General features: G+C 58.8%; 30 protein-coding genes. 14 read left to right on the top strand and 16 right to left on the bottom strand.

Annotated elements, in window-relative coordinates:
• Positions 1–8 precede the first annotated feature (8 nt).
• Genes ABLN94_RS12675 through ABLN94_RS12660 form a run of 4 tightly spaced genes read right to left on the bottom strand, consistent with a single transcriptional unit; the run spans position 9 to position 2,914 of the window.
• The gene (locus ABLN94_RS12675; RefSeq protein WP_352992841.1) at positions 9–614 is read right to left on the bottom strand and encodes a pyridoxamine 5'-phosphate oxidase family protein; all 606 of its coding nucleotides are present in this window, start codon (positions 612–614) and stop codon (positions 9–11) included.
• Positions 601–1,341 carry a lysophospholipid acyltransferase family protein gene (locus tag ABLN94_RS12670; protein ID WP_352992839.1) on the bottom strand — a complete coding sequence of 247 codons (741 nt, stop codon included), beginning with the start codon at positions 1,339–1,341 and terminating at the stop codon, positions 601–603. Before ABLN94_RS12670 ends, ABLN94_RS12675 begins: the two co-directional genes overlap by 14 nt.
• Positions 1,341–2,240: a cell division protein FtsX gene (locus tag ABLN94_RS12665; protein WP_352992838.1), complete on the bottom strand. Its 900-nt coding sequence runs from the start codon at positions 2,238–2,240 to the stop codon at positions 1,341–1,343. Before ABLN94_RS12665 ends, ABLN94_RS12670 begins: the two co-directional genes overlap by 1 nt.
• Complete coding sequence (locus ABLN94_RS12660; RefSeq protein WP_352992837.1) at positions 2,237–2,914, bottom strand: cell division ATP-binding protein FtsE; 678 nt, start codon at positions 2,912–2,914, stop codon at positions 2,237–2,239. The genes ABLN94_RS12665 and ABLN94_RS12660 overlap by 4 nt, the downstream gene beginning before the upstream one ends.
• A gap of 183 nt (positions 2,915–3,097) precedes the next feature.
• On the opposite strand from ABLN94_RS12660, the gene ABLN94_RS12655 reads away from it, so the two are divergent.
• Positions 3,098–3,856 carry a zinc-ribbon domain-containing protein gene (locus ABLN94_RS12655; RefSeq protein ID WP_352992835.1) on the top strand — a complete coding sequence of 253 codons (759 nt, stop codon included), beginning with the start codon at positions 3,098–3,100 and terminating at the stop codon, positions 3,854–3,856.
• A gap of 5 nt (positions 3,857–3,861) precedes the next feature.
• Here the strand turns inward: ABLN94_RS12655 and ABLN94_RS12650 are convergent, their stop codons facing one another.
• From ABLN94_RS12650 to argH, 5 genes are all read right to left on the bottom strand, one after another.
• Positions 3,862–6,408, bottom strand: coding sequence for a TIGR02302 family protein (locus tag ABLN94_RS12650; protein WP_352992834.1), 2,547 nt, complete (start codon positions 6,406–6,408; stop codon positions 3,862–3,864).
• Between the two features lie 36 nt (positions 6,409–6,444).
• Positions 6,445–7,710, bottom strand: coding sequence for a diaminopimelate decarboxylase (gene lysA / locus ABLN94_RS12645; RefSeq protein WP_352992832.1), 1,266 nt, complete (start codon positions 7,708–7,710; stop codon positions 6,445–6,447).
• A gap of 479 nt (positions 7,711–8,189) precedes the next feature.
• Positions 8,190–8,339, bottom strand: a complete 150-nt coding sequence (locus ABLN94_RS12640; RefSeq protein ID WP_352992830.1) for a hypothetical protein — start codon at positions 8,337–8,339, stop codon at positions 8,190–8,192.
• Between the two features lie 85 nt (positions 8,340–8,424).
• Complete coding sequence (locus tag ABLN94_RS12635) at positions 8,425–8,607, bottom strand: argininosuccinate lyase (RefSeq protein WP_352992828.1); 183 nt, start codon at positions 8,605–8,607, stop codon at positions 8,425–8,427.
• A complete protein-coding gene (gene argH, locus ABLN94_RS12630) occupies positions 8,607–9,995 on the bottom strand; it encodes an argininosuccinate lyase (RefSeq protein ID WP_352992827.1) in 1,389 nt (462 codons plus the stop codon). Before argH ends, ABLN94_RS12635 begins: the two co-directional genes overlap by 1 nt.
• A 21-nt stretch (positions 9,996–10,016) precedes the next feature.
• Between argH and ABLN94_RS12625 the strand changes: the two genes are divergently transcribed.
• From ABLN94_RS12625 to ABLN94_RS12575, 11 genes are all read left to right on the top strand, one after another.
• Positions 10,017–10,583 (top strand): TlpA disulfide reductase family protein, encoded by a 567-nt coding sequence (locus ABLN94_RS12625; protein ID WP_352992826.1) that lies wholly within the window; start codon positions 10,017–10,019, stop codon positions 10,581–10,583.
• 65 nt (positions 10,584–10,648) lie between these two features.
• Complete coding sequence (locus tag ABLN94_RS12620; RefSeq protein WP_352992825.1) at positions 10,649–11,011, top strand: hypothetical protein; 363 nt, start codon at positions 10,649–10,651, stop codon at positions 11,009–11,011.
• Between the two features lie 88 nt (positions 11,012–11,099).
• A complete protein-coding gene (locus tag ABLN94_RS12615; protein WP_170488663.1) occupies positions 11,100–11,429 on the top strand; it encodes a hypothetical protein in 330 nt (109 codons plus the stop codon).
• 60 nt (positions 11,430–11,489) lie between these two features.
• Complete coding sequence (locus tag ABLN94_RS12610) at positions 11,490–11,876, top strand: hypothetical protein (RefSeq protein WP_352992823.1); 387 nt, start codon at positions 11,490–11,492, stop codon at positions 11,874–11,876.
• Positions 11,873–12,844, top strand: coding sequence for a sterol desaturase family protein (locus ABLN94_RS12605; protein ID WP_352992822.1), 972 nt, complete (start codon positions 11,873–11,875; stop codon positions 12,842–12,844). The genes ABLN94_RS12610 and ABLN94_RS12605 overlap by 4 nt, the downstream gene beginning before the upstream one ends.
• Positions 12,845–12,936: 92 nt before the next feature.
• On the top strand, positions 12,937–13,125 hold the full coding sequence (locus ABLN94_RS12600) for a hypothetical protein (protein ID WP_170488657.1): 189 nt from the start codon (positions 12,937–12,939) through the stop codon (positions 13,123–13,125).
• A gap of 92 nt (positions 13,126–13,217) precedes the next feature.
• Entirely contained in the window at positions 13,218–14,051 is an 834-nt protein-coding gene (locus tag ABLN94_RS12595; protein ID WP_170488655.1) for an EAL domain-containing protein, read from the top strand.
• Positions 14,052–14,235: 184 nt separating this feature from the next.
• On the top strand, positions 14,236–15,411 hold the full coding sequence (locus ABLN94_RS12590; RefSeq protein ID WP_170488653.1) for an acetyl-CoA C-acetyltransferase: 1,176 nt from the start codon (positions 14,236–14,238) through the stop codon (positions 15,409–15,411).
• Positions 15,412–15,598: 187 nt separating this feature from the next.
• Complete coding sequence (phbB, locus tag ABLN94_RS12585; protein WP_352992819.1) at positions 15,599–16,321, top strand: acetoacetyl-CoA reductase; 723 nt, start codon at positions 15,599–15,601, stop codon at positions 16,319–16,321.
• 299 nt (positions 16,322–16,620) lie between these two features.
• Positions 16,621–17,568 (top strand): transcriptional regulator GcvA, encoded by a 948-nt coding sequence (locus ABLN94_RS12580; RefSeq protein WP_170488650.1) that lies wholly within the window; start codon positions 16,621–16,623, stop codon positions 17,566–17,568.
• On the top strand, positions 17,565–18,431 hold the full coding sequence (locus tag ABLN94_RS12575) for a DMT family transporter (RefSeq protein ID WP_352992817.1): 867 nt from the start codon (positions 17,565–17,567) through the stop codon (positions 18,429–18,431). The genes ABLN94_RS12580 and ABLN94_RS12575 overlap by 4 nt, the downstream gene beginning before the upstream one ends.
• Here the strand turns inward: ABLN94_RS12575 and ABLN94_RS12570 are convergent.
• The 3 genes from ABLN94_RS12570 to ABLN94_RS12560 form a co-directional block, all read right to left on the bottom strand.
• A complete protein-coding gene (locus ABLN94_RS12570) occupies positions 18,428–18,592 on the bottom strand; it encodes a YdcH family protein (protein ID WP_170327212.1) in 165 nt (54 codons plus the stop codon). The two genes, ABLN94_RS12575 and ABLN94_RS12570, sit on opposite strands and share 4 nt — an antisense overlap.
• Positions 18,593–18,713: 121 nt before the next feature.
• Positions 18,714–19,487, bottom strand: a complete 774-nt coding sequence (locus ABLN94_RS12565) for a tRNA1(Val) (adenine(37)-N6)-methyltransferase (RefSeq protein WP_352992815.1) — start codon at positions 19,485–19,487, stop codon at positions 18,714–18,716.
• Complete coding sequence (locus ABLN94_RS12560) at positions 19,484–19,699, bottom strand: DUF2007 domain-containing protein (RefSeq protein WP_170488644.1); 216 nt, start codon at positions 19,697–19,699, stop codon at positions 19,484–19,486. The genes ABLN94_RS12565 and ABLN94_RS12560 overlap by 4 nt, the downstream gene beginning before the upstream one ends.
• Before the next feature lie 55 nt (positions 19,700–19,754).
• Here ABLN94_RS12560 and ABLN94_RS12555 point away from each other — a divergent pair, with 55 nt between their 5' ends.
• Complete coding sequence (locus ABLN94_RS12555) at positions 19,755–20,753, top strand: polyprenyl synthetase family protein (protein WP_352992813.1); 999 nt, start codon at positions 19,755–19,757, stop codon at positions 20,751–20,753.
• Here ABLN94_RS12555 and ABLN94_RS12550 read toward each other — a convergent pair.
• From ABLN94_RS12550 to soxR, 4 genes are all read right to left on the bottom strand, one after another.
• Positions 20,746–21,567 carry a 4-(cytidine 5'-diphospho)-2-C-methyl-D-erythritol kinase gene (locus ABLN94_RS12550; protein WP_352992811.1) on the bottom strand — a complete coding sequence of 274 codons (822 nt, stop codon included), beginning with the start codon at positions 21,565–21,567 and terminating at the stop codon, positions 20,746–20,748. The genes ABLN94_RS12555 and ABLN94_RS12550 overlap by 8 nt on opposite strands.
• A complete protein-coding gene (locus tag ABLN94_RS12545) occupies positions 21,557–23,272 on the bottom strand; it encodes a tetratricopeptide repeat protein (RefSeq protein ID WP_417750520.1) in 1,716 nt (571 codons plus the stop codon). The genes ABLN94_RS12550 and ABLN94_RS12545 overlap by 11 nt, the downstream gene beginning before the upstream one ends.
• A gap of 101 nt (positions 23,273–23,373) precedes the next feature.
• Positions 23,374–25,020: an electron transfer flavoprotein-ubiquinone oxidoreductase gene (locus ABLN94_RS12540; protein ID WP_352992809.1), complete on the bottom strand. Its 1,647-nt coding sequence runs from the start codon at positions 25,018–25,020 to the stop codon at positions 23,374–23,376.
• A 136-nt stretch (positions 25,021–25,156) separates the two neighbouring features.
• Positions 25,157–25,612: a redox-sensitive transcriptional activator SoxR gene (gene soxR / locus ABLN94_RS12535; RefSeq protein WP_170488634.1), complete on the bottom strand. Its 456-nt coding sequence runs from the start codon at positions 25,610–25,612 to the stop codon at positions 25,157–25,159.
• Between the two features lie 85 nt (positions 25,613–25,697).
• Between soxR and ABLN94_RS12530 the strand changes: the two genes are divergently transcribed.
• Positions 25,698–26,078 carry a VOC family protein gene (locus ABLN94_RS12530; protein WP_352992807.1) on the top strand — a complete coding sequence of 127 codons (381 nt, stop codon included), beginning with the start codon at positions 25,698–25,700 and terminating at the stop codon, positions 26,076–26,078.
• Positions 26,079–26,179: the final 101 nt, after the last annotated feature.

Here is a 26,179-nt window from a genome sequence, read left to right as displayed (position 1 = left end):
CCGCGTGGCTACCACATGGTTCGAGCGGCGCGTGCGCCCCATTCCGCGTCGTAGCGTTTGCCACCTTCCTCACCCCGGCTCACCTCAGCCAAAATCTCGCCCATAGTGGGGAGGTTGACGCTTTCGTCACCCGATGACCACGTCTGAGCTCGCATCATCGCACGGGCACATTGCGTGTAAATTTCGGAGATTTCGATGACGGCAACCGTGGCCGGCTGTTTGCCATCTTTCTCGAACCGGGCACGCAAACCCGTATCTGCCGTTAGCCGTGCAGTACCGTTCACGCGCACCACATTGTTGGATCCGGGCACGAGAAACATCAACGCCACGCGCGGATCACGCACGATATTACGCAACGAATCCAATCGGTTGTTGCCGCGCCAATCCGGCAAGGCCAGCGTTTTGGGGTCAAGCACGAGCACGGCAGGACCGTCATCGCCTCGCGGGCTGCCATCGACGCCCTCGGGCCCTACTGTGCTGAGGATGCACAGACGCGACGCCAATATCCATTCGCGGTACAACGGCGTTAGGCTGCGCGCGACTTTCTGCAGTGCCGGTGCGCTGGGTGTACCATAAAGCCCTTCGAGCGTTTCGATATCTTCAATGAAGTCCATCCGGATCAAACCCCACTTCTTTCATCAATGCGTTGGATCGTGTTTCAATCACGTCTTCCAATCGACCGAGAAACGAATGGCGCGCAACACCAGGCTCGATCGGATCAAGAAAATCAACAATAGCCAAACCGGGTTTACGCAGAACACCCGTCCGCGGCCAGAAAACACCAGCGTTGGTGGCCACGGGAACACAGGGGAAACCCAATCCTTCATAAAGAACGGCAGTGCCCACCTTATATGGTTTTTGTACTCCCGGAGCGACACGGGTCCCCTGAGGGTAGATCACAAGTTGCCCGGGCTCCGTGAACTCTTTGGCGACGTCCTTGACCATCTTGGCCACCGCCGCGCCTTTTTTACCGCGATCAACCGGGATGCAGCCGAGGCGGCGGGCGTACATGCCGATGACCGGAGTCCAAAGCAGCTCTTTTTTCATGATGAACTTGCCATGGGGGATCGCGTCGAAAATGATGATGATGTCAAGAAAGGATTGGTGCTTGGCACCGATCACAACTTCGTCCTCCGGCACCGCGCCACGCACCTCAGTGCGAATGCCGACCATCCAACGGGCCAGCCACAAGGTCGTGCGCGCATAGGTTTTGCAGGCCCGCAACGCGCCGCGTTTGGCAAAAAGGGCGTAGGGGGCAAACAGGATGCCCAGAATCAGCATCCAAACATAGATCACGATCATGAAAATCAGTGAACGGACCCACTGAAATGCTGTGGCCATCACGAAAGCTCCTTCAATTTACGGCTGGCAGCGGTCCAGGTTGCCAAAAAGGCAACCGCCGCGCCCAGCAGGGGGATCAGCGCGGGCAACAGCCAGCCGATTCCCTGAAACCCCAGACCGGTCAGAAACCCGCCCTCATCCGAGGCTTCGGGCAGCAGCAGCACGCCGGTCATGCCCAGCAGAACCCCGACCACAGCGCCGAAGAAAGCCCGATAAGTAAAACGCCGGACAAAAGCCCGAGCGATAAACCGGTCGCGGGCACCGACCAGACGCAACACCTCAATGATTTGCGCATTGGCGGCCAGCGAAGCATTTGCCGCCAACGTGATCATTGCGGCCGTCGCCCCACCTATGAGCAGGATCGAAACCCAGCCCAGCCGACGCAGTGAGGTCGCCGCATCCACCAACGGTTCACGCCAACGGGTGTGATCGTCCAGCACCGCACCAGGCACTTCAGCCCCAAGCCGCAGACGCAGACCGGCGGCATCCAGTCCCGGCTCACCTTCGATGATTTCGATCAGTTGAGGGATAGGTAACGTATCCAACGGCAAGTCGGGTCCGAACCAAGGGGACAGCAGCGCGGCCTGTTCCTCGGTCGTCAATGCCCGGGCCGAGGCAATGCCGGGGGTTTGGCCCAATACGGTCAAGGCAGCTTCGGTCTGGGCCGCAAGCTGATCTGCGGGCGCGTTGATGCGCAAGGTCGCAGCCCCGGCCAGTTCAGTCGCCCAACGATCTGCCACCCGCCCGGAGGCCAGAGACAAGGCCAACGCAAACACCGCCAGAAAAGCCATCGCGCCTGACACGAACAGAGTCAGATGCGCGGTATAGCCGGTGGGCGGCACGACGCGGTCGGCGCGTGCATCCCTTTGCAGCAGGTTCCGGATCATTCCCTTGCTCATAGATCCGCCCCCGCCAGTTGAATCTGACGCTGCGAGATTCGTAGAACGCGCGCCTGCACCTGGCTTTTGGCAGCGCGGATCAGGCTCAGGTCATGGGTGGCGATCAGCACGGTTTTGCCCATCTTGTTCAGTTCGACCAGCAGGCGCAGCAGACGTTGTGACATCTCCCAATCAACGTTGCCGGTCGGTTCATCCGCCAGCACCACATCCGGCGACAGGATCACAGCGCGGGCAAGCGCGGCGCGCTGACGCTCACCCCCCGACAGTTCCGGCGGATGCGCGTCCAGGCGAGATCCCAACCCAACCCAGGACAACAATTCGCTCAAATCCTCTCGCTTTGCAGTCTCGGCTTGTCCCGACACCATCAGCGGCAAGGCCACATTCTCGGCCACGGTCATATGATCCAGAAACCGGCAATCCTGATGAACAACACCGATGCGGCGACGTAAAAAGGCCATCTGATCGCGATCCAACCGAGCAATGTCTTCGTCAAAAGCGCTGAGCCGGCCCGATGTGGGCAGCAACGCGCCATAGCAGAGCTTGAGCAAGGTAGTTTTACCCGCACCTGACGGACCGGTCAGAAAGTGAAACGATCCCGGCTGCAACTGCAGGGAAACGTCACTCAGAAGTTCTCCACCGCCATAGGTGTAGCTGACATTTTCCAGCTCGATCACAGGGGCCCCCGTTTTAGTTGACGCCCTTCTTGCCCGAGCGCGGTTATGGTTTCAATGCCTGCACCGGGTCGAATTGGTGACACTTATGCTGCGAAACCGAAAACACCCTTTGCGGTCAGGCCTTAACGGAATATCATCCCTAAAAAAACTATTATCGGGCCCAGGTCCCGAGCAGGAGGCAGTATGCGTCTTACGTGTCCGAATTGCGGTGCTCAGTACGAAGTGCCAGACGAGGTTATTCCGGAAGAAGGCCGCGACGTTCAGTGTTCGAACTGCGAGAAGACCTGGTTTCAGGCAAAGCACCCGGAGCCGTTGCCCGAAGAAGCGGTTGAACCGGTTGCTGAGGAAGCCCCAGCGCCTGAACCTGAAGCGGAGCTTGAAGAACCTGAAGCGGTAGAGGAAGCGCCCGCTCCTGCCCCCGAAATTGCGGCAGAGCCTGCGCCGGAACCCGAAACACAAGCTGGCAGCAAAAGTATCGACCCGGCAGTCGCCAATATCCTCAAGGAAGAAGCCGCTCGAGAAGCGGACCTGCGTGCCAAGGAAGGCGGCAGCCTTGAAATCCAGCCCGATCTGGCGCTGGACGCCCCGCCTGATCCCGAACCCAAACGCTCGGTCGAATACGTGCCTCCCTCGGAACGCCCTGCGAATATACGCCAAAAGGGCGCATTGCCGGATGTTGAGGCGATCAATTCCAGCCTGCGCAGCGATAACGCTAAACCCGAGGTCGAGGACCTCACGCCCCACAGATCGGGCGGCGGGTTCTTGCGCGGATTTGCGCTAGTTCTGATTGTGGGCGTTATCCTGCTGCTGATTTACGGCAACGCTCAGAAGATCAGTGAAGCCGTCCCGCAAGCTGAACCGATCCTGACACCGTATGTCTCGTTGGTAGATCAGGCGCGGATATGGCTTGAGACGCAGACCTCGGGTGCAGCACAGAACTAACTCGGTTAGAACCGCTCCAATAGGCGTTTAAGGTATTCCAACTCGATTTGAGGGCGGTCCGTTTCACCGGTGCGGCGGCGGATTTCGTCCAGCAATTCCCGCGCGCGACGATAGACATCCTCGCCCTGTAGCAGATTGTCATCGGTCGAAATCGATCCGTTCGCGCCGGGACTGCGGCCCAGCGGATCGCGGTTGGTGGCCTGCATATCACCTTCTTGCGAACCCTGACCCGGCTGGTTCTGCTGGTTCTGGGCCAAAGCTTCACCCAATGAGCGCATGCCTTCACGCAGGGCTTCCATCGCTTCGGACTGGCGGTCGATAGCTTCGGCCAGGTCATCGCCGCGCAGCGCATCTTCAGCCTCGTCCATAGCACGGCCGGCACGTCCCAGCGCATCGCGCGCAGCTTCGCCTTCGGGCGTTCCGGCACCGGGTAGGTTCTGTTGCTGTCGTCCCAGCTCATCACGCAGCGCCTGCTGACGATCAGCCAGCGAGCCCTGGCCTTGTTGACCACCGCCATCCGCCTGATCAGTGCCCTGACCCTGGCCGCCTTGACCCTCGTGGCTCTGGCCACGACCCAGGCCGCCACTGCGACCTTCGTTGCCCTCACTTTCACCGGCCTGTGCGCCAGGGTTGAACTGTTCTTGCAGGTCGCGGAACGCCTGATCGCTGAGGCCCTGTTGTTCGCGCAGGGTTTCGGCCAACCCCTCCATCGCCTGCTGGCCCTCGGACTGCTGGCCCTGACCCTGGCCTTGGGTGATGCGCATGTTCTCCATCATCTGTTGGAACTCTTCCAGCGCCTGCTGCGCCTCGGCCATGCGGCCCTGTTCCATCAATTCCTGAATTCGGTCCATCATGCGTTGCAGGTCGTCCTGCGTCATCTGCATGGTTTCGCCGTTCTGGCCCTGCTGGTTTTCGTCAAAATCACCGTTTTCCTGTGCCAAGCGCTGAAGCTGACGCAGGTAATCCTGTGTCGCCTCACGCAATTCCTGCATCAGCTCGGCAATCTCTTCATCGGTAGCGCCGTTTTTCATCGCCTCGGACAGACGTTCCTGTGCCCGGCGCATACGCTCCAACGCATCAGCCAGCGTGCCCTCTTCGATAATGACGGCCAAATCCCATAACGCCTGCGCAATTTCTTCCTGCTGATTTTGGGTCAGCCCATAGTCGGTAAAAGCCTCTAACCGGCGAAGGGCCACGCGCAAGCGTAGGTACGCGGTGTCCGAGCGGAAGACATCTTCGGGCAAGTGCGAGACTGCGCGCAGAATCTGCGCAACCCGCGGCGCGTTCTGGCGCGTCCAGAGCAGGTCGCGCCGCTGTTCAATCACTGCCGCAGCCAGCGGATCAAAAAACCGGCGCGCAGGAAGCTTGGTCGTATAAGGTTCGGACTGAGACTCCTGATCCGCTGCATCTCGCGCCATCAGAGTGATTTTCACCGGCAGATGGGCCCAAGGGTGCTGTGAGAAATCCTCGATAAAGTCTTCGGTGAAATCAGCCCGATCGCCGGTGATCGGCATCGGCAACTCAACCTCAATCACGTCACGCGGTTCGGGCTCGGCCATCAAGCCATAGCGGCGATCGACGGCAGGTAAATCCAACTCGAGCACAGCTGAACCGGAAACGACGCCGTAGTCGTCGCTGGCGGCAAAGGGCAGTTTCATTTGTCCGCCAGCCTCAGCTTCGGCACTATCGGCCACAGCAATTTGCGGTGGCGTGTCCGCGATGATGTTCAAGGTCCAATCCCGTCCTGCGGGACCGTCAATCACCAACTGCCCCGAGCGTTCGGTAACAAATTCCTGTTCCGGCTCGGTCGCGCTTTGTGCGCCCAAAGGCGAGGTGGTCTCGGTCAGGCTATGGGCGCCGACCTCTCCGTAGAATCGCAATGTGACACGGCTGCCTTGCGGTACCGACAATGTCGGGTCGGACTGGTCCGCCAGGTACAACGTCGGCAGTCCGGTATAGCGCGGAGGTTCCACCCAACCTTCCCAGCTAGGCCCCTGCCCGGCGACGGCCGCGCCCGGCGTCATTTCTGCCACGGAGCCAATACGCCAGACAGACCCAAACAGTACGGCAATCACCAACGCCAACAAGGCGGAATAGCGCAGCGCATACGGATCTCGGTCCGCCAACCTCAGATCAGGTCTGACCGGTTCAGCCCGCGCTACCTTCTGCGCCATACGGGACTGATGCGCTTGCCAAAGAGCAACCGAATCCACATCCATCGCGCCGATAGCCTGATCGTCCACCAACGCCTGAATTGGGCGTCCCGGCAGGGATTCATCTAACCGCATAAGCGCCTCAGCCCGGTCGGGCAGGTGGAATCGCCGAACACCCCAAGCCAGTGTCGTCAGCAGACCAAGGCCTGCCACCGCACCTACGGCCCAGACCACTTCAACCGGGACGTGATCCTGCAACCCCAGCATCAAAACGGCCAGAATCGCCATGACAATCGAGAAAAATGGCCAAAAAGCACGCAAAACCTGCTCGGCCAGCATTCCTGCATGCGTGAGCCACAGGGAAAGTCTTGGGATCGGCAGGGTCGGTCTTGCGGTCAAGGCGGGCCTCCTGAACAGGCCCGCACGGTCATCGCGTCAGAGCCACTCTGGTATGGTATCGCGGTTTATGATTTCGTCAAAGCTTGGGCGTTCACGAATAACTGCAAATTGATCCCCATGCACCAGAACTTCAGGGATCAGGGGGCGGGTGTTGTATTCGCTGGCCATCACTGCGCCATAGGCGCCGGCGCTGCGGAACGCGACCAGATCGCCGGGAGCCAGCGGCGGCATGTTGCGCTGTTTTGCAAAGGTGTCGCCGGTCTCACACACCGGACCGACGATGTCGTAGGGCTGCTGTTCGACACCCGGAGCGGGCTCCTGAACAGCGACGATATCATGATGCGCCTCGTACATCGCCGGGCGGATCAGGTCATTCATGGCCCCGTCGAGGATCAGGAAATCGCGGCCTTCACCGGATTTAACATAGATCACTTTGCTAACCATCAGACCGGCATTGCCTGCAATCAGGCGACCGGGTTCGATCTCGATCTCGCAATTCAGATGGCCTAGCGTCTTCTTGATCAGCGCGCCGTATTCCACCGGCAGAGGGGGGGCGTCATTGGCGCGGGTATAGGGAATGCCCAGCCCGCCGCCCAGATCAAGACGGCGGATATTGTGCCCCTCGGCACGCAATTGCTCGGTCAGTTCGGCAACCTTGGTATAGGCCAGCTCGAAGGGCTCCAACTCGGTCAGTTGCGAACCGATATGGACGTCGATACCGATCACTTCCAAACCCAGCAGGGTGGCCGCATGGGCGTAAACTTCGGACGCGCGCGCGATCGGAATGCCGAACTTGTTCTCGGACTTGCCGGTCGCGATCTTGGCGTGGGTTTTGGCGTCCACGTCCGGGTTAACCCGAACGGTGATCAGCGCAACCACACCCAATTCCAGCGCGACCGCGTTGATCACTTCCATCTCAGGCTCGGATTCCACGTTGAACTGGCGGATACCGCCGCTCAGCGCAGTCCGGATTTCATCGGCGGTTTTGCCGACGCCCGAAAACACGATCTTGTCGCCCGGGACACCTGCCGCCTTGGCGCGCAGATACTCGCCACCCGAGACCACATCCATCCCGGCCCCCGCCTGCGCCAGCGTTTTCAGGATCGCCTGGTTGCTGGCCGCCTTCATTGCATAGCAAACAAGGTGGTCGGTACCCTCCAACGCGTCATCGAACAGTTGGAAATGCCGCAACAAGGTCGCCGTCGAATAGACATAAAACGGCGTTCCGACCGCGGCAGCGATTTCGGAAATCGGGACATCCTCGGCGTGCAGCGCGCCGTCGCGGTAGAGAAAGTGATCCATGGGTACTCGACTAGATGCAACACCCGGTCGAGCGCAAGATCAATTGCAATAGAATTAGATCGCCTGTGCAGTTTTGCCTCTTCGCGAAGGCTGTTCCAGAATTTTTAGATATGCGCCCGGCGGTTTCAAACTTGGCGGAATGTTCATCGGTCATGAACGGTTTGCCAGTCGAATTCCGATACAGTGTGCAACCGGGGGTTCTTCCAAATGGCATAGAAAAACCGAGGACCATCACCGGTGCCTAATTTCGCCATGCGGACCGTCCCGACGACCGATCCATCAGTGAGTGCGTTAATGTCCGAATGCTGCGGCATCATTTTCCGAAGCAGATACCCCGGAGGTTAACGTTCCAAAATTTCAGACACGAGGTTTTACGCGTGTACGACACGCCCGTTCCAGAGATGAAGGTACCCCCAACAGAACACCTAATCTGCACGGTGTCATCGGGCCAACGGCTCTATATAGGCTAGTAAATTTCGTTATTTGGTTGTCGACACGCCAACCCGTCCGTAGCCCGAGATCGACACGCCGGACCCACCCGAATTCGTTTCAGGTTCGGGGCTAGGTTTGTAAGAAGGATCGCAGGCCGCGAGCACGACGAGGGTCAGTATCAAGCCGGTAGTTCTCATAGAGGTCTTCTTTAACAGGAGTTCTGGCGCAAGGCCGGTCATGCCCAGAAAATGGGCATGCGGTTGGTAAAAAACAACTCGGGCGTTAGACGCCCAAATAAATCCCTAGACCTCCGCGCCGCAGACCGACGCCTCCGCCGACATGGGTTCCGCTGGAGCCAACGCCGACACCCAGGCTTGCGGTTGGCTGCACCGGCTCCCCATCGGCACCACAACCTGCCAAAGCGAATCCGGTCGCCACGATCACTGCTATGCGCAGAAAAAACATCACACCAGCGCCTTCCACCGCTTGATTTGGGCCCGCACCTGATCTGGTGCCGTGCCGCCATAAGACTGACGCGAGTTTACCGAATTTTCGACTGTAAGGACAGAATAGACATCATCCGTGATATCGGCGTGGACCGATTGCATGTCCTCCAGGGTCAGGTCCGGCAGGTCGCAGCCCTTGCCCTCGGCCATTGCCACCAGCGATCCCGTTACGTGGTGCGCATCGCGGAACGGCAGGCCCAGCACTCGGACCAACCAGTCGGCCAGATCGGTCGCGGTCGAGAAACCCGACCCGGCAGCGGCGGCGAGGCTTTCGCGGTTAGCGGTCATGTCCTTGACCATGCCTTCCATCGCGGCCAGCGCCAGCATCCAGTTGTCGGCGGCGTCAAAGACCTGTTCTTTGTCTTCCTGCATGTCCTTGGAATAGGCCAGTGGCAGGCCCTTCATCACCATCATCAGCGCGGTATTGGCACCGTAAATCCGACCCACCTTGGCGCGGATCAGCTCCGCTGCATCAGGGTTTTTCTTCTGCGGCATGATCGACGAACCGGTTGAGAACCGATCCGAAAGGGTCACGAACCGGAACTGGGCCGAGGACCAGATCACCAGTTCTTCAGCAAAGCGCGACAGGTGCACGGCGCAGATCGAAGCCGCCGACAGGAACTCCAACGCAAAATCACGGTCGCTGACCGCGTCCAGCGAGTTGGCGGCGGGGCGGTCAAAGCCCAGCGCCTTGGCGGTCATTTCGCGGTCGATGGGGAAAGAGGTCCCTGCCAGCGCCGCAGCGCCCAGCGGAGATTCATTCATACGGGCGCGGGCATCGCGGACACGGCTCAGATCACGGCCAAACATCTCGACATACGCCATCATGTGATGGCCCCATGTCACTGGCTGCGCGGTTTGCAGGTGAGTAAAGCCGGGCATGACCCAATCAACCCCGGCCTCAGCCTGCGCCAAAAGCGCGCGGATCAGCGCCAGCAAGCCGCTCTCAGCCGCGTCCAGTTGATCGCGCACCCACAGTTTGAAATCGGTCGCCACTTGGTCATTCCGCGACCGGCCTGTGTGCAAACGGCCTGCTGGTTCACCGATCACCTCTTTCAGACGCGCTTCGACGTTCATGTGGATGTCTTCCAGCGCCGTCGAGAACTGAAACTCTCCGTTCTGAATTTCTGACAAAACGGTGAGCAGCCCTTCCCGAATAGCTTCAGCGTCACTATCAGTAATAACGCCTGTGGCCGCCAGCATCGCGGCATGGGCGCGCGAGCCTGCAATGTCCTGGGCTGCCATCCGCTGATCGAACCCGATCGAGGCATTGATCGCCTCCATGATCGCGTCTGGACCGGCGGCAAAGCGGCCGCCCCACATCTGGTTCGAGGATTGATCGGTCATGTAAGAAAACCCGGAGTTGATATGCGCCTATTTCGTCTGATCCCCCTTTATATGGCCCTTGCGCTGGGTGCAAACGCGGCTTTGGCCACGGATGCGGAAACTCTGGACCCGCTGCGCGACGGCACACTAAAGCGATTGATCCTGCATAAAGAGCCGAAGCCGATCGCACCGGTCGAATTCCAACTGGAAGATGAAGGTGGCGTCGGGACACTTGAGGACTACAAGGGCAAATACGTTCTGCTGAACTTCTGGGCCACGTGGTGTGCGCCTTGCCGCAAGGAAATGCCCCAGATCGCAGAGTTGCAAGAAGAGTTCGGCGGCGACAAGTTCGAGGTTCTGACACTAGCGACCGGGCGCAACTCGCCTGCTGGGATCAAGAAGTTCTTCGCGGAAAACGGTATCGAAAACCTGCCCCGCCATCAGGACCCCAAATCGGCTGTTGCCCGCGAGTTGGGTGTCGTCGCTCTGCCGATTACCGTCATTTTGGATCCTGACGGTAATGAAATCGCCCGTCTGATAGGTGACGCCGAGTGGAATTCTGACAGCGCCAAGGCGATTATTGCGGCGCTGGTGGAAGCTGAAGGCTAAGGCAAACGCGCAAAAAATCGGCGATTCGTGCTATTCTCCCACCTTTCAATTGTGGGGGAATAGCTATGAAGCCCTTTGCCATCCTGACCGCAGCGGTCAGCGTTCTTTTGATTACAGTCGCGATCGCAAACGCCAAAGACATCAAGAAGCAAAAGCTATTCATGGATAGCGTTGTCGGCAAGAAACTCGTGAGCGGGCAAACCTGGCTTGTGGTTTCGGCAGACGGCAAGATTACGGGAGATGCCGGAAAGAACGGAAAAATGACCGGGGCTTGGGTTTGGAACAAGAGGTTCTTTTGCCGGAATATCATAATTGGAACCAACCAGCTTCCCGAGGACTGCCAGAAGGTGTCCATAGACGGAGATCAGGTCACTTTCACCCGTGAGAAGGGTAAAGGCAAAGCCGTTACTATGACGATTTCGAACTAAACACCGAAAACAACGTTCAATTATGCTAGACTTAAACCGGTCCTTAGGGGCCGGTTTCTCAATTGGTAACCAACAAAAGGAGGCCCTGATGAAACCGGTAGTTCTTTTGATTGGAAAACTACCAAATGTCATTGGCGACGTGGCGCGGCAGTTAGATCACATGCCGATTCAATGGCTGGGCGCGCATGATCAGGATGAGGTTCGGCGGCAACTGGATGCCGAACCGCGCATCGTCTGCGCCATCATGGGCGCGGGTCTGGACGATAAGGTGCGCGGTGAGATGGTCGGCATCATCGCTTCCCGCAGACCGGACATCTGCATTCACCTGAAAGACAGAGCTTCCGGCCCGGACGGGTTGGTGCCCTTTGTCCAGCGTGTGGTGCAGCACGAGATACTGGACGCGCTCGAAACAGGCTGACGCGACGCAACCTTTGACAGCACCATGGCCGCTCTGCACTCTGCCGGGCGGGAGGACCCTATGCCGTTTGAAATTCTGCTGGTTCTGGTGATCGGAGGGATCGTCGGAATCACTGTGATGCTGCACCTGACGGGACGGTCGCGCGTGCGCGAACTGACGCCCGATACTGCGCGTTCGGAATGGCTGCGTCACGCGCCAGACGACGTGATCATCGACGTGACAATCTCGCATGACAAACATTCGGCCCTGATCCGAACCGAGACCGGTAACGGGCTGCTGTGGTCTTTCGGTGCCGATACCGTGGCGCGGCATCTGCTGGATTTCGACTGGATCGAGCACCCCGAGGGTTTCGAGATTCAGTTCCACGATTTCGGCACACCCAAAGTCCTCGTTCGCCTCCATGACTTCGAACGCCCCCACTGGCAACTTTTGATGGACCCTGCATGACCGACCAAGTGAGCTTTCCCGATGCCGTGCAATGGGCGGTCCCCTTCTTCATCGCCGCCATTCTGGCAGAGTTCTTATGGATCGCGGTCAAGGGCAAAGGTGGGCGGTATGAAACGCGGGATGCGGTGACCTCGCTGGTGATGGGTGCGGGGAACATTGCCTCGGGCTTTCTGTTGGGCTTCATCGCCTATGGGTTCTTCATGTGGCTTTGGCAGATCACGCCGCTGAACCTTGGCACCTCGATCCCGGTAATCATCCTGTGCTTTGTGCTGGATGATCTGCGCTATTACTGGGTTCATCGGTTTGGCCACCGTATCCGCTGGGTCTGGGCCAGCCATGTGAACCACCACAGTTCGCAACATTACAACCTTACCACCGCTCTGCGTCAGACCTGGACCTATACATTCACCTTCATGATGGTGGTGCGCGCGCCGCTGATCCTACTGGGATTCCACCCGGCGATGGTGCTGTTCTGCGGCGGCCTGAACCTGATCTATCAGTTCTGGATTCACACAGAGGCCATCGGAAAAATGCCCCGCTGGTTCGAGGCTGTGATGAACACCCCCAGCCACCACCGCGCCCATCACGGCCGAAACGCGCGCTACCTGGACTGCAACTATGCAGGTGTTTTCATCATCTGGGACAAGATATTCGGCACTTTCGTCCCCGAGCAAGAGGACGACCGCGTCGACTACGGGCTGGTGCATAATATCGGCACGTTCAACCCGCTGCGCGTGGCCTTTCACGAATGGGTCGGCATCTGGCGCGACGCCACGCAGCCGGGACTGACCTTGCGCGAGCGTCTGGCCTATTGCTTTGCACCGCCGGGATACAGCCATGACGGTAGCCGCGAGAACTCGGAACAGATCAAAGCCCGACACCTCGTCCGTCATCCGGAAGACCGTGGAACGCCCGGGTTCAAGCAATTTGAGACCAAAACGCCCAATACACAGGCAAAACAGGCTTAAATCCGCCGATCCGATACCCGTTTTCCTTGAAAGCGGAATTTCACATTCCATATCCAGCGGATGTGACCCGTAACGAGCAACCGGAGGCTGACATGAACCGTTTGACGACTGTATCAACCGCACTTGGTTTGCTGGGTCTGGTTCTGGCCATGCTGACGGCTCTGGCCGGAGGATCTTCCTCAATCATCGCGCTGGGTTTCGTTATGCTCGCTCTGGGATTCATGGGCGCCGTAGTCGGTGGCGCCGCCGCGTTGGGTCGAATCTGGGAAACCTCGCGCTGATCCCTGCCGACTTCAATCGTCTTAACCACAGATTCATAAGTTTGTCCTGAAATCAGCCCCTGACCGGTGACGTGAAGGGAAGTGATCAGGACATGCGTGATGGAAAACAGGCAGACGTGCCCGAGGGCGCTGATAGCCCGCTGAACGCGGCTGTCGCATCCCGAGATAGTGCTACGGTTCAGATGGCGACCGAGGCAGTGAAGCACAAGCAATGCAAACTGGCCTTTCAGCCCGTCATGCAGGCCCACCCCCCGTATGGTGTGGCGTTCTACGAAGGGTTCATTCGTGTTCTGGACGAAACCGGGCGGGTCATTCCTGCGCGGGATTTCATGCCTCAGCTGGAAAATACACCGATCGGCCGCGATCTGGATTGTGTCGCGCTTGAAATGGGACTGCGGACTCTGAGCAGAAACCCCGAAATCCGGCTTTCCATCAACATGTCAGCCCGCTCTATCGGGTACGCTCGATATTCTCGGGTGCTAGAGCGGTTTCTCAAGAAAGACGCAAATCTTGGAGAACGCCTGATCCTAGAGATTTCGGAGAGTTCGGCCATGACTGTGCCAGAACTGGTGATCGATTTCATGGATCGGCTACAACCGCGCGGCATTGCCTTTGCTCTGGACGATTTCGGTGCCAGCAACTTCAGCTTTCGCCATTTTCGCGAATTTCTGTTCGACGCGGCAAAGGTCGACGGACAATTCGTGCGGGGCGTCAGTACCAACCCCGACAATCAGGCCCTCGTGCGGGCTTTGGTCGCCGTCGCGAGGGAGTTTGAAATTCTGGTGACCGCCGAATCGGTCGAAACAAAGGAAGATGCCGAATTTCTTTTGGCCAATGGCGTGGACTGCCTACAGGGTTTTTTATTTGGCGCACCCACTGTTTCGGCCCCCTGGAAGGGTGAAAAAACCAGACAAACAGGCAGCTAGGCGCGGAAAACTTGCCCCAACGGCACCCTGAGACAAGCTGACCGTTGCTGCAACTGCAGCATTACGCTATGCCATGTTCAGTTGGAGCGGGGGATCAGGAGGCGCTCTCGGTCACAGGGGCCTTGCCTCTGCGATCTGCGCCGTTAGGGTTCCCTCAGGACCTTGATGGTAAAGGATTGTCTAAATGACCAACGTAGTAATCGCATCCGCAGCACGAACCGGTGTCGGCAGTTTTAGCGGCTCGTTTGCAAACACACCCGCACATGATCTGGGCGCCGCCGTTCTTGAAGCCGTCGTTGAACGCGCCGGTGTCGAAAAGGGCGAGGTCAGTGAAACCATCATGGGTCAGGTTCTGACGGCCGCTCAGGGTCAGAACCCGGCACGTCAGGCGCATATCAATGCTGGTCTGCCGCAAGAAAGCGCTGCTTGGGGTATCAACCAGGTCTGTGGCTCGGGTCTGCGCGCTGTCGCTCTGGGTGCTCAGCACATTCAACTGGGCGACGCTGATATCGTCGCAGCTGGTGGACAAGAAAACATGACCCTTTCGCCCCATGCCGCCGCACTGCGCGCCGGCCACAAGATGGGCGACATGAAATACATCGACACGATGATCCGCGACGGTCTGTGGGACGCCTTCAACGGCTATCACATGGGCCAGACCGCTGAGAACGTCGCCGAGAAATGGCAGATCAGCCGTGACATGCAGGACGAGTTCGCCGTTGCCTCGCAAAACAAAGCCGAGGCCGCGCAGAAAGCCGGTAAGTTCGCAGACGAGATCGTGCCCTTCACCATCAAGACCCGCAAGGGCGACATCGTAATGGACAAGGACGAGTACATCCGCCACGGTGCGACCATGGAGGCAATGGCCAAACTACGCCCCGCCTTTACCAAGGATGGCTCGGTTACTGCGGCTAACGCCTCGGGCCTGAATGACGGCGCTGCAGCGACCCTGCTGATGTCTGCCGAGAACGCCGAAAAGCGCGGGATCGAACCTCTGGCGCGTATCGCATCCTACGCCACCGCCGGTCTGGACCCGTCGATCATGGGCGTTGGTCCGATCTATGCCTCTCGCAAGGCGTTGGAGAAAGCAGGCTGGTCGGTTGACGATTTGGATCTGGTCGAAGCCAACGAAGCGTTTGCCGCACAGGCCTGCGCCGTGAACAAGGATATGGGCTGGGACCCGTCGATCGTGAACGTCAACGGCGGCGCGATTGCCATTGGTCACCCAATCGGCGCGTCCGGCTGCCGCGTTCTGAACACGCTGCTGTTCGAAATGAAGCGTCGCGACGCGAAGAAAGGTCTAGCGACCCTCTGCATCGGCGGCGGCATGGGTGTCGCCCTGTGCGTGGAGCGCGACTAAGTGCGTTGACATCTAAATAGAAAAGGGCGTCCATTGGGCGCCTTTTTTTGTTACAATTGGGCATTACACCTTAGATGCGACAATATCGCCGAACAGAAAGACAAAAACGAGCACGAAACGATATTGCGCAACAACCTCTCTCAGAGTAACAGAATTACCAAGTCAGACTAAATTGGAGGATTCCTCAATGGCACGTACAGCACTCGTAACCGGCGGCTCCCGCGGCATCGGCGCAGCAATTTCCAAGGCGCTCAAGGCCGAAGGATATAACGTTGCAGCCACCTATGCCGGGAACGACGAAGCGGCGGCAAAATTCACCGAGGAAACTGGCATCGCCACCTACAAGTGGAACGTGGCCGACTATGACGAGTCCAAAGCAGGTATCGAAAAAGTCGAGGCTGAAGTTGGCCTGATCGACATCGTGGTCGCCAATGCGGGCATCACCCGTGACGCGCCGTTCCACAAGATGACACCCGATCAGTGGAAGGACGTGATCGACACCAACCTGACCGGTGTGTTCAACACCGTGCACCCCGTCTGGCCCGGCATGCGCGAGCGTAAGTTCGGCCGCGTGATCGTCATCAGTTCGATCAACGGTCAGAAGGGCCAGTTCGCGCAGGTGAACTATGCCGCGACCAAGGCGGGCGATCTGGGCATCGTGAAATCGCTGGCGCAGGAAGGCGCGCGCGCAGGCATCACCGCCAACGCAATCTGCCCTGGCTATATCGCAACCGAGATGGTGATGGCGGTGCCTGAAAAAGTTCGCGAATCCATCATCGGCCAGATCCCGGCCGGCCGACTGGGCGAGCCCGAGGAAATCGCGCGCTGCGTGGCGTTCCTGGCGTCTGACGACTCGCAGTTCATCAATGGCTCGACCATCTCGGCCAACGGTGCGCAGTTCTTCGTCTGATCCATTGGGCAAAAACGAAAACGGGCCGGTCCCTTTGGACCGGCCCTTTTTTATCCCGTAAGAACGCGCGCGCTGCGTTCAGCGGGAACCGAATAGCCAATTCAGGGCCTTGCTGACCGCAAGAGAGCGTTCGAAATGTGCGCGCTGAAAGGCGCGGGCGGTGGCCGGGTTGACGGTGACCTCGATCATGGCAGTTTTCCTCTCAGTTCAACTCTGTTTGACTTGAGTTGAATATGCACCTTACATTCTTAGCTGACAAACGAGGTTTCTACCGGATTCAGTTAAGATATTCTTGAGCCATGAGCGCCCCTCTCCCTCCATTGACTGCCTTGCGCGCCTTTGATGCCGCCGCCCGGCACATGTCCTTTGCCAAGGCGGCAGAGGAACTGCACGTCACGCCCGCAGCGCTGTCCTTTCAGATCAAATCGCTTGAGGAGCATTTGGGGCGCCCTCTGTTTCGCCGCCTGAACCGGGCGGTGGAACTGACAGACGCGGGGCGCGCCCTCGCCCCCGGCGCCGCTGAAGGGTTTGCCGCCCTGCAGGCCGCATGGCAGGCGGCCCGGAGGCAGGGGGATGACACCAGTCTGACGGTTACAGCTGGGCCCGCACTCACCGCCAAATGGCTGGCCCCGCGCCTGTATGAATTCGCGCGGGCGCATCCCGAGATCGACCTCAAATTCTCGGCCACCTTGCGGAACATGGATCTGGAGCGGGATGATGTGGATGTGGCCATCCGGTTTGGTTATGGCCCCGATGAGGGGCTTTATTCCCTACCTGTACGCAAGGAATGGCTGACCCCGGCAATGACCCCTGAATTGGCCGAGCAATTTCCCACGCCCGAAAGCTTGCGGGACGCACCGCTGATTCATGACGATTCCATTGCCTTTCTGCGACCGCGCTGCGACTGGCCCACTTGGTTCCGAGCCGTGGGGGTCGACTTCGTACCCGAGCATGGCGCCCGGTTTTCGAATGCCGATCACGCGATTGACGCCGCAGTCGCAGGGGTTGGGGTGGTTTTGGGCCGTCGCGCGATGATTCTGAAAGACATGACTGAAGGCCGATTGGTTGCGCCCTTCAAAACAGCGATTGAAACCAAGGGACGCTTCCGATTCCTTTGCCTGCCCGGCGCCGAAAACCGACCCCAGATCGCTGCGTTTCGGGATTGGTTTGTGGCAGAGATCGAAAAAACCGCTCATATCTCGGATGAATTCGACATCATACCGGTGGAAGAGGTCCTTGCCCCATGACCAGAACACGTGCGACGGCTATTGGCTTCGTAGCCGTTTTGCTGTGGTCTCTGTTGGCTTTGTTTACTGTCGGATCAGCCCCGACGCCGCCCCTTTTGCTGAACACCGTCTGCTTTTCCATCGGGGGCACACTGGGCTTGATCTGGACGTGGACCAATGGCGGGTTGGGTCAGTTGCTCTCGGTGCGTTGGACCACGTATCTGTTCGGTACGGTTGGGCTGTTTGGCTATCACGCGCTATATTTTTCGGCCCTGCGCATGGCTCCGGCAGCCGAGGCCGGGCTGATCGCCTATCTCTGGCCGCTGCTGATCGTGCTGTTTTCTGGCTTGCTGCCCGGTGAACACTTACGCATCGGACATCTTTGCGGCGCCTGTCTAGGCTTTGCAGGGGCCGCTGTCATCATCACAGGCAGTGGCAGCGCCGGGTTTCAGGCCACCCACCTTCCAGGCTATGGGCTGGCGCTGCTTTGTGCGCTGACTTGGTCGAGCTATTCGGTTCTGTCACGCCGGTTGGGCGATACGCCGACAAGTTCCGTGGCTGTATTCTGCATCGCCACGGCCGCTGCATCAGGGGCATTGCACCTCGCCGTTGAAGAGACGATTTGGCCCAATAGCGTCTTCGGCTGGGCATCGGTCGTCGCACTGGGCTTGGGGCCGGTGGGCTTGGCGTTCTATGTCTGGGATATCGGTGTAAAGCAGGGTGACATCCAGATTTTGGGCACGGCCTCTTATGCGGCACCCTTGTTGTCTACGCTGGCTTTAGTTGTGGCCGGGATCGCCGCCCCGTCATGGGGTCTGGCGATCGCGGCCGTGTTGATCACTGGCGGCGCGGCAATTGCCGCGCGGGCTAGTATGCGTCGCTAGTTGGACAGTCGCTCGATCTCTTCCTTAAGCCTAAGCTTCTGTTTTTTGAGTTGAGCTATATGGAGATCGTCGATGCCAGGCGAGCGTTGGGCTTGTTCAACTTCAAGACCGAGAGATTCGTGTTTTTTCTTCAGTTCGGTCAGGTGTGCGCTCACGCTCATGGCGATACTCCTCTGTTGGTGTCTGAGTTTCACGTAAGAAGTTGACCACATCGTTTCCACCCTGTCACGCCGCATACGCACAGAATCTGTCATAAATCCGACAATTTCGGCTGGTTAATGCCTATTGGTTGAAGAATCCGGTGATCGCTCCCGCATGCCGCAGCGCGGCAGAGACCTGAGTCGTATAGTTTTCACCGTCTTTCTCGTGGCGATCCCCGGCATGCAGGATCAATGGCGCATGCAGCTGAAACGCCGCCCGACCGCCCTTTCTGGCGCGTAAAATCACCAATTCAGCAGCGCGACCGTTGCGCGCAGCAAGGGGTAGCACCTCAACCGAGCCCAGACGCCCAGCGCATCCTGCCAGCATATCTGGCAAACGGTCGGCTTTCTGGATCATGTGCAGATAGCCACGGGGCGCAAGGCGCTTGGCCGCGACTTCAAACCAGACGTCCAACGGCGTGCCTTCCCCCAACGCGACGCTGCGACCCTGATCATTGGCCGGGCTGTGCGCCCCGGCGCGATAGTACGGAGGATTTGCGATGACATAATCGAACCGGCGCTGTTTCAGGCCCGCAGGCAGGGCGTTCAGATCGGCCTCGACAACTTCTAACGCAGCGTCGTTTTCAACGGCGTTGCGGCGCGCCAGATCGGCATAGGGCGCCTGCAACTCCACCCCGACGCCCGACACGCCAGGCACCCGCGCCAAAAGGCACAGGATCGCCGCTCCGGCACCGCAGCCCAGCTCTAACACCGTGTGACCACGTGTCGCCGGGACCGAGGCTGCCAGCAGCACTGGGTCCACCCCGGCGCGATAACCGGAACGTGGTTGCCACAAGCGCACCCGACCGCCCAGAAAATCGTTACAGGTCAAATCACTATTGGAAAACAGACTCATCGGCCAAGCGGGATGTCATTGTCGCGCATGACTCTTTCTGCACGGGTCAAATCATCGGCCCGTACCATCAGGCGGCGAGGGAAGATTCCGATGCCGCCTTCGAGGATGCTCATATTTACGTCCACCTGAAAGCAGTCTATATCCTCTCCCTCAAGAAGGGCCGAAGCAAAAGCCAGGATCGTTGGATCGGTGCTGCGCAAAAGTTCTTTCATGGGAAGGATGTAAGGGCAAGGTACGCAGAAAGTCGAGCCTTGTATCAGGAGTGTGATGGATATCGACACGATCACGAAACCGCATGAGCGGCTCGCCGAGCTTCTGGCCAGTGAAATGGGCGCGGTCAATGAACTAATCCGCACGCGTATGGCCTCGAAACATGCGCCGCGCATCCCCGAGGTGACAGCGCATCTGGTTGAGGCTGGCGGCAAACGCTTGCGCCCGATGCTGACACTGGCGGCGGCCCGTCTGTTTGAGTATTCAGGCGACCACCACGTGCGTCTGGCCGCCACGGTTGAGTTTATCCACACCGCGACCTTGTTGCACGACGACGTAGTGGACGAAAGCGCCCAGCGGCGTGGCCGCCCAACGGCGAACCTGCTGTGGGACAACAAATCCAGCGTTCTGGTTGGAGACTACCTGTTTTCCCGCAGTTTCCAACTGATGGTTGAGACCGGATCGCTGCGGGTTCTGGACATTCTGGCCAATGCCTCGGCCACCATTGCCGAGGGCGAAGTGCTGCAGATGACTGCAGCAACGGATCTGGGAACAGATGAGGCGATTTACCTGCAGGTCGTGCGCGGCAAGACAGCGGCTCTGTTTTCGGCCGCGACCGAGGTAGGCGGTGTGATCGCTGGCGCCTCCGAGGATCAGGTCAAAGCGCTTTATGACTACGGCGATGCTTTGGGCATTGCCTTCCAGATTGCTGATGATTTGCTTGATTATCAGGGCGATAGCAAAGCCACCGGCAAAAATGTCGGTGACGACTTCCGCGAACGCAAGCTGACCCTGCCTGTGATCAAGGCCGTGGCGCAGGCAACGGCTGAGGAACATGCGTTTTGGGAACGTACAATTGGCCGGGGCCGCCAGGAAGACGGCGATCTGGACCACGCGTTGAGCCTGATGGCCAAATACGGCACTCTGGACGCCACCCGCGCGGATGCGTTCGGATGGGCCGCCAAAGCCAAGGCATCGCTGGATGCCCTGCCCGATCACGAAATTCGCACGCTGTTGCGAGACCTGGCTGACTACGTGGTTTCGCGCCTTAATTAAGTTGCGTCGCGCGGCACCACCAATCTGGATGGGCCGCGCCGATTTCGTAAGCCGCAAAATGCGCGTCTTTCATCGTTGGATAGAGCGCGAAACAGGTCGAACCTGAGCCCGACATCCGGGCCAGAAGGGCCTGTTTGGTGCTTGCCAGTTCATCCAGAACCCGAGCGACCTCTGGCGCCAGCCCTGTAGTTGGTGGTTCGAGATCGTTGCCTTGATCCTGTAGCCAGGCAGCGCACTCTTCGGGGGTCTCGAAAACAGGAATACCCTCAGGCATTGCGGGGTTACTCCGGCTATCCAATGCCGAAAAGACCGCCCCTGTGGGCACTTCAACACCCGGATTGACCAGCAAGGCAGGTAATGAGGGTAAACTGAGCGGGGTCAGTTGCTCACCAATACCACGCATCCGGGTCGCCTGCGCCAGCACACAAACTGGCACATCTGCCCCCAACGACAGCGCTGCATCCTGCCCAACTGACACGCCCTGATCTGCAGCCATCCGCAAGGTTGCGGCGGCGTCTGACGATCCTCCACCAATCCCGCCGCCGTGAGGCAGCATCTTGTTTAGGACAATATGCCCAGTCCAGCCCGCAGCCTCGGCCGCTTTCCAAACCAGGTTGCGGTTGTCTGTGGGTACGCCCGCCGCGTGTTCGCCAGTGACAGACATCGACAGTACGGGTCTCTGCGTGAACTCCAGCGTGTCGCCGACGTCGGCAAACACCACCAGCGAATCCAGCAGGTGATAGCCATCCGCCCGTTGGCCGGTCACATGTAGCGTCAAGTTGATCTTGGCGGGCGCAAAGGCCTTAGTTGCCATTGGCGACCTTCAGTGGTTCCGCGCCTTCCTCGGCCAGCACAGCGTCCAGTCCAATCTCCAACTTGCGGCGAATGCGTTCGGGGTCGGCTTCACCATCCGTATCTGCCGGATCGATGAAGGATAAGGCGCGTTTCCATTGGAATTCGGCCTCGCGCGCTCGACCTACGGCCCAGTAAACGTCACCAAGGTGATCATTCACCACTGGATCGACCGCCATCAACTCGACCGCGCGCTCCATGTGCTCGACGGCTTCGTCATAACGGCCCAGACGGAACAAGACCCAGCCCAGGCTATCGACAATATAACCGCTGTCAGGCCGAGCCGCGACAGCACGTTCGATCATGTCCAGCGCCTCATCCAGTTTTTCACGCCGTTCAACCAGTGAATAACCAAGATAATTCAGCACCTGAGGCTGATCCGGGTTCAATTCCAGTGCACGGCGGAAATCGGCTTCGGCCTGATCCCATTGTTTGAGCCGCTCATGCGAGATTCCCCGCGCGTAGTGCAGAAACCAATTGCCGCCCGAGTTGCCCTCGGTCAGCTCGATAGCACGATCGTATGATGCAATCGCGCTTTTGTATTCCTCTTCCTGACGCCGCAAGTCCGCCAATGCCACATGAACGCCGGGGAGGTCCGGATTCTGAGCCGCTAACGTCTGCAATACCTCGGCCGCCGCGTCCTTTTTGTCTGAACGACTCAGCACCTCGGCCCGACCCAACTCGGCCGCGTGATAATCGCTACTGTTGGCAGGCACCATGCGATAGGCATCCACCGCCAGATCATATTGTCCCAGCGTGTCCAAAAGCTCAGCGCTCAACAGGATCGCGTCCACATGACCTGGGCGCAAGAACACGGCCGTACGAACGTAGAGCAGAACATAATTCTGAGCTGCCTCGTTGCTCAGAGCGGCGGCGACCGAAAAGAACACTTCGGCCATGCCATCCTGGGCAGATTGTACATGAGTAAACGGCAGAGTCTCGCCAGCTGTCAGGCGCGCAACATATCCTTCGATGGAAGGATCGCTACCCGCAGCAAAAACGTCGTCGACAAACTGCAGCGCATCAGCATTGCGGTCCAACTGCGACAGAACCTCGGCCCGAGCCAACGCCGCACGGCGGGAAAAGCGGGCAACGGCACCGTTATGCGACGAGAAAATCTCTTCGGCGCCTTCGAAATCGCCAACCGAGGCCAGCGCAAGCGCTTTGTGGTACAACGCGAAGTCGCGCAAACCATCCTGCGTCGCAACCTCGTCAAACGTCTCCATCGCGCGCGTCATAGCGCCCTGGCCAATATGCGCCCAGCCTTGCATCAACCCGTCGACCAACGGCCCCACGCCCTGAAGTTCAGGGTCGCGGCTCAGCAGTTCGTCAAGTTTTCCGTCAGACACCAGATTGGCGTTGATCACCATTCGAGCCGCTTGGCTGGGCAGCCCGATTTCTTCGATCGCCAGCGCGACAGGCAGCGCACGCTTCACCTCGCCCAGCGACAGGCGTGCAACGACAACGCTTTCCAGCAATGCGGCATTTTCGGGATCAGCTTTCAAAGCCTTGGCATAGTATTTCTCAGCTGCCGTATAGTCATTGTCATATATCGCCTGGCGACCAGCCAGATACGCTCCGGACCCAGTATCCGCGTAAACCGGAACCAAAAATGACGAGGTGAACAGCGCAGCCAGTGCTGCACGACGAACCAGAGAAGCCACCAAAATCCTGCCTTGCTATTGTTGACTGCACATCAAGCTAGGGCTTTGACTGGAAAGAGGCAATGGCAGAGCCTTCACGACCCTGCCAGTGCCCGGATTTTTGCTTACATGTTGGGATAGTTCGGACCGTCCCCGCCCTGTGGCGTGGTCCAGGTAATGTTCTGGCTGGGGTCCTTAATGTCACATGTCTTGCAGTGCACGCAGTTCTGGAAGTTGATGACGAACTGCGGCTCACCGTCGTTCTCGACCATCTCGTACACTCCCGCCGGGCAATAGCGCTGCGCCGGTTCGTCGAACTTGGGCAGGTTCACTTTGACCGGGATTTCCGGGTCGGCCAGCTTCAGGTGGCAGGGCTGGCTTTCCTCGTGGTTGGTCATCGCAAACGAGACGTTGGTCAGACGGTCAAAGGACAGCGTGCCATCGGGCTTGGGATAGTCGATGGGTTGATGCTTACTGGCCTCTTCGGTCGATTCTGCATCGTTCTTGCCGTGGCCCAATGTACCCAGCAACGAGAAGCCCAGCGTGTTGGTCCACATGTCCATACCACCCAGCACAAGGCTGGCGGTCAGGCCGTATTTCGACCACAGCGGTTTGACGTTGCGCACCTTCTTCAGGTCGCTGCCAATCGCGCCGTCGCGCACGTCGACTTCATAGGCGGTCAGTTCGTCACCCGAACGGCCTGCCTTGATCGCGTCATAAGCGGCCTCGGCCGCCGCCTTACCCGACAGCATCGCGTTGTGGTTGCCCTTGATGCGCGGCACGTTGACCATGCCCGCCGAACAGCCCAGCAGCGCCACGCCCGGAGCAACCAGTTTTGGCATCGACTGATAGCCGCCCTCGGTGATCGCACGGGCGCCGTAAGCCACGCGCTTGCCGCCTTTCAGCAGCTCGGCGACCATCGGGTGGTGTTTGAAGCGCTGGAATTCCATGTAGGGATACAGGTGCGGGTTCTTGTAGTTCAGGTGAACCACGAAACCGACATAGACCTGATTGTTTTCAAGGTGATAGATGAACGACCCGCCGCCCGCGTTGCTGCCCAGAGGCCAGCCCATGGTGTGCGTGACGCTGCCTTCCTTGTGTTTGGCCGGGTCGATCTCCCAGATCTCTTTCATGCCAACGCCGTATTTCTGCGGCTCTTTACCGGCAGACAGGTCGTATTTGGCGATGACCTCTTTGGACAGCGAGCCACGGACACCTTCCGACAGGAAGACGTATTTGCCGTGCAGTTCCATGCCCGGCTCGGTGCCAGGGCCGTAGGACCCGTCGGGTTCCAGACCGAAGACCCCGGCGACCACGCCTTTGACCTCGCCATTTTCACCGTAGACCAGTTCGGAACAGGCCATGCCGGGGAAGATTTCAACGCCCAGTTCTTCGGCCTGCTCAGCCATCCAGCGGCAGACATTGCCCATCGACACGATGTAATTGCCGTGGTTGTTCATCAGCGGTGGCATCGGGAAGTTGGGGATGCGGATCTTGCCCGCCTCACCCAGCATGTAGAAATTGTCTTCGTGCACCGGCACGTTCAGCGGCGCGCCTTTTTCCTTCCAGTCCGGGATCAGAGCGTCCAGACCGCACGGGTCCAGAACCGCGCCAGACAGGATATGCGCACCCACTTCCGAGCCCTTTTCCAGAACGACAACGTTCAGGTCGGCATCCAGCTGTTTCAGACGGATGGCCGCCGACAGGCCAGCGGGGCCTGCACCCACGATCACCACGTCATATTCCATCGCTTCGCGTTCAATCTCGGCCATCGCGGGCTCCTTAGCTAACTTTCCGAATTGGCGCTCTCACTGCTTGGTCTGCGCAATTTTGTTTCACGGCTGATTACCCGGTCTGAAAGACCTTGGTCAATCGGAACACGGCGTAAAATAGCAGTAATACGGCAGTTCAGTCCTCTGGGGCATCACCCATGAGATATCTTGGGCCGCTACCATGTGATTTCGCACGGTCATCGGGGTTGTAAAGCGCACATTTTGGCAGGCTTAGACACCCACAGCCGATGCAGCCATCCAGATTGTCGCGCAGGCGCGTCAGTGTGGCGATTCGCTGATCCAGATGAGACCGCAAACCAACGCTGATCTTTTGCCAGTCCGCAGGTGTCGGCGTACGATTCCCCGGCAGACCCGACAAAACGTCACGAATCTCGGGCAGGGTCAGACCGAATTGCTGCGCGATCATGATGAAGCTCAGGCGCCTGATGTCTGCACGCTGGTAACGGCGCTGCCCACCGGCATTGCGCCAGGGGGAGACCAGACCCTGCGCCTCGTAATACCGGATGGCAGACACCGCCAAACCAGTGCGTTCAGCCAGAGCCCCGATTGCCAGCCCTTCGGAAACCGCCATGATCCCTCGCAAAATTTCTTGACCTAAAGTTAGGTTTAGAAATTACGGTGAGTCGGGACAAGCTTCAATACGAAAAGGAGATCCCATGATGGCAACGCTTGAACACACCAATTTCACCGTCCGTGATCCGCAGGCCTCCGCCGCGTGGATGCACATGGTGTTTGGTTGGAAGACACGCTGGGAGGGCCCGGCCATCGCAGGCGGCTACACGGTGCATGTGGGCAGCACGCATACCTATCTGGCACTCTACGCCCCAAGAGACCCGAAACCATCAGGCGAAAGCAGCTATGACATCGTTGGCGGGCTGAACCATGTAGGTGTTCTGGTCGAAGACATTGACGCCACCGAGCAGAAAGTAATCGACGCAGGCTTCACGCCCAAATCCCACGCTGACTACGAACCCGGCAAGCGGTTCTATTTCGATGATGACAATGGCATCGAGTTCGAGGTGATTAGCTATAACTAGGCCGTAATCCGCGCGTTGTGCGGTCAAGCCCTCTTGCAATTCACGCCTCATTTGGGTCAGGTATTTGCCAACCCATCAAATCGCCCCGACGCTAAACTTCT

It is taken from the genome of Ruegeria sp. SCP11 (genome assembly GCF_040329455.1).
Classification (GTDB): domain Bacteria; phylum Pseudomonadota; class Alphaproteobacteria; order Rhodobacterales; family Rhodobacteraceae; genus Ruegeria; species Ruegeria atlantica_E.
This window is presented reverse-complemented; position numbering and strand designations above follow the sequence as displayed.

Excerpts from the sequence above, each read along its gene's own strand:
- ABLN94_RS12675 (WP_352992841.1), bottom strand. The coding sequence starts at position 614 with ATGGACTTCATTGAAGATATCGAAACGCTCGAAGGGCTTTATGGTACA.
- ABLN94_RS12670 (WP_352992839.1), bottom strand. The coding sequence starts at position 1,341 with ATGGCCACAGCATTTCAGTGGGTCCGTTCACTGATTTTCATGATCGTG.
- ABLN94_RS12665 (WP_352992838.1), bottom strand. The coding sequence starts at position 2,240 with ATGAGCAAGGGAATGATCCGGAACCTGCTGCAAAGGGATGCACGCGCC.
- ABLN94_RS12655 (WP_352992835.1), top strand. The coding sequence starts at position 3,098 with ATGCGTCTTACGTGTCCGAATTGCGGTGCTCAGTACGAAGTGCCAGAC.
- lysA (WP_352992832.1), bottom strand. The coding sequence starts at position 7,710 with ATGGATCACTTTCTCTACCGCGACGGCGCGCTGCACGCCGAGGATGTC.
- ABLN94_RS12640 (WP_352992830.1), bottom strand. The coding sequence starts at position 8,339 with ATGAGAACTACCGGCTTGATACTGACCCTCGTCGTGCTCGCGGCCTGC.
- ABLN94_RS12635 (WP_352992828.1), bottom strand. The coding sequence starts at position 8,607 with ATGTTTTTTCTGCGCATAGCAGTGATCGTGGCGACCGGATTCGCTTTG.
- argH (WP_352992827.1), bottom strand. The coding sequence starts at position 9,995 with ATGACCGATCAATCCTCGAACCAGATGTGGGGCGGCCGCTTTGCCGCC.
- ABLN94_RS12625 (WP_352992826.1), top strand. The coding sequence starts at position 10,017 with ATGCGCCTATTTCGTCTGATCCCCCTTTATATGGCCCTTGCGCTGGGT.
- ABLN94_RS12620 (WP_352992825.1), top strand. The coding sequence starts at position 10,649 with ATGAAGCCCTTTGCCATCCTGACCGCAGCGGTCAGCGTTCTTTTGATT.
- ABLN94_RS12615 (WP_170488663.1), top strand. The coding sequence starts at position 11,100 with ATGAAACCGGTAGTTCTTTTGATTGGAAAACTACCAAATGTCATTGGC.
- ABLN94_RS12610 (WP_352992823.1), top strand. The coding sequence starts at position 11,490 with ATGCCGTTTGAAATTCTGCTGGTTCTGGTGATCGGAGGGATCGTCGGA.
- ABLN94_RS12605 (WP_352992822.1), top strand. The coding sequence starts at position 11,873 with ATGACCGACCAAGTGAGCTTTCCCGATGCCGTGCAATGGGCGGTCCCC.
- ABLN94_RS12600 (WP_170488657.1), top strand. The coding sequence starts at position 12,937 with ATGAACCGTTTGACGACTGTATCAACCGCACTTGGTTTGCTGGGTCTG.
- ABLN94_RS12595 (WP_170488655.1), top strand. The coding sequence starts at position 13,218 with ATGCGTGATGGAAAACAGGCAGACGTGCCCGAGGGCGCTGATAGCCCG.
- ABLN94_RS12590 (WP_170488653.1), top strand. The coding sequence starts at position 14,236 with ATGACCAACGTAGTAATCGCATCCGCAGCACGAACCGGTGTCGGCAGT.
- phbB (WP_352992819.1), top strand. The coding sequence starts at position 15,599 with ATGGCACGTACAGCACTCGTAACCGGCGGCTCCCGCGGCATCGGCGCA.
- ABLN94_RS12580 (WP_170488650.1), top strand. The coding sequence starts at position 16,621 with ATGAGCGCCCCTCTCCCTCCATTGACTGCCTTGCGCGCCTTTGATGCC.
- ABLN94_RS12575 (WP_352992817.1), top strand. The coding sequence starts at position 17,565 with ATGACCAGAACACGTGCGACGGCTATTGGCTTCGTAGCCGTTTTGCTG.
- ABLN94_RS12570 (WP_170327212.1), bottom strand. The coding sequence starts at position 18,592 with ATGAGCGTGAGCGCACACCTGACCGAACTGAAGAAAAAACACGAATCT.
- ABLN94_RS12565 (WP_352992815.1), bottom strand. The coding sequence starts at position 19,487 with ATGAGTCTGTTTTCCAATAGTGATTTGACCTGTAACGATTTTCTGGGC.
- ABLN94_RS12560 (WP_170488644.1), bottom strand. The coding sequence starts at position 19,699 with ATGAAAGAACTTTTGCGCAGCACCGATCCAACGATCCTGGCTTTTGCT.
- ABLN94_RS12555 (WP_352992813.1), top strand. The coding sequence starts at position 19,755 with ATGGATATCGACACGATCACGAAACCGCATGAGCGGCTCGCCGAGCTT.
- ABLN94_RS12550 (WP_352992811.1), bottom strand. The coding sequence starts at position 21,567 with ATGGCAACTAAGGCCTTTGCGCCCGCCAAGATCAACTTGACGCTACAT.
- ABLN94_RS12540 (WP_352992809.1), bottom strand. The coding sequence starts at position 25,020 with ATGGCCGAGATTGAACGCGAAGCGATGGAATATGACGTGGTGATCGTG.
- soxR (WP_170488634.1), bottom strand. The coding sequence starts at position 25,612 with ATGGCGGTTTCCGAAGGGCTGGCAATCGGGGCTCTGGCTGAACGCACT.
- ABLN94_RS12530 (WP_352992807.1), top strand. The coding sequence starts at position 25,698 with ATGATGGCAACGCTTGAACACACCAATTTCACCGTCCGTGATCCGCAG.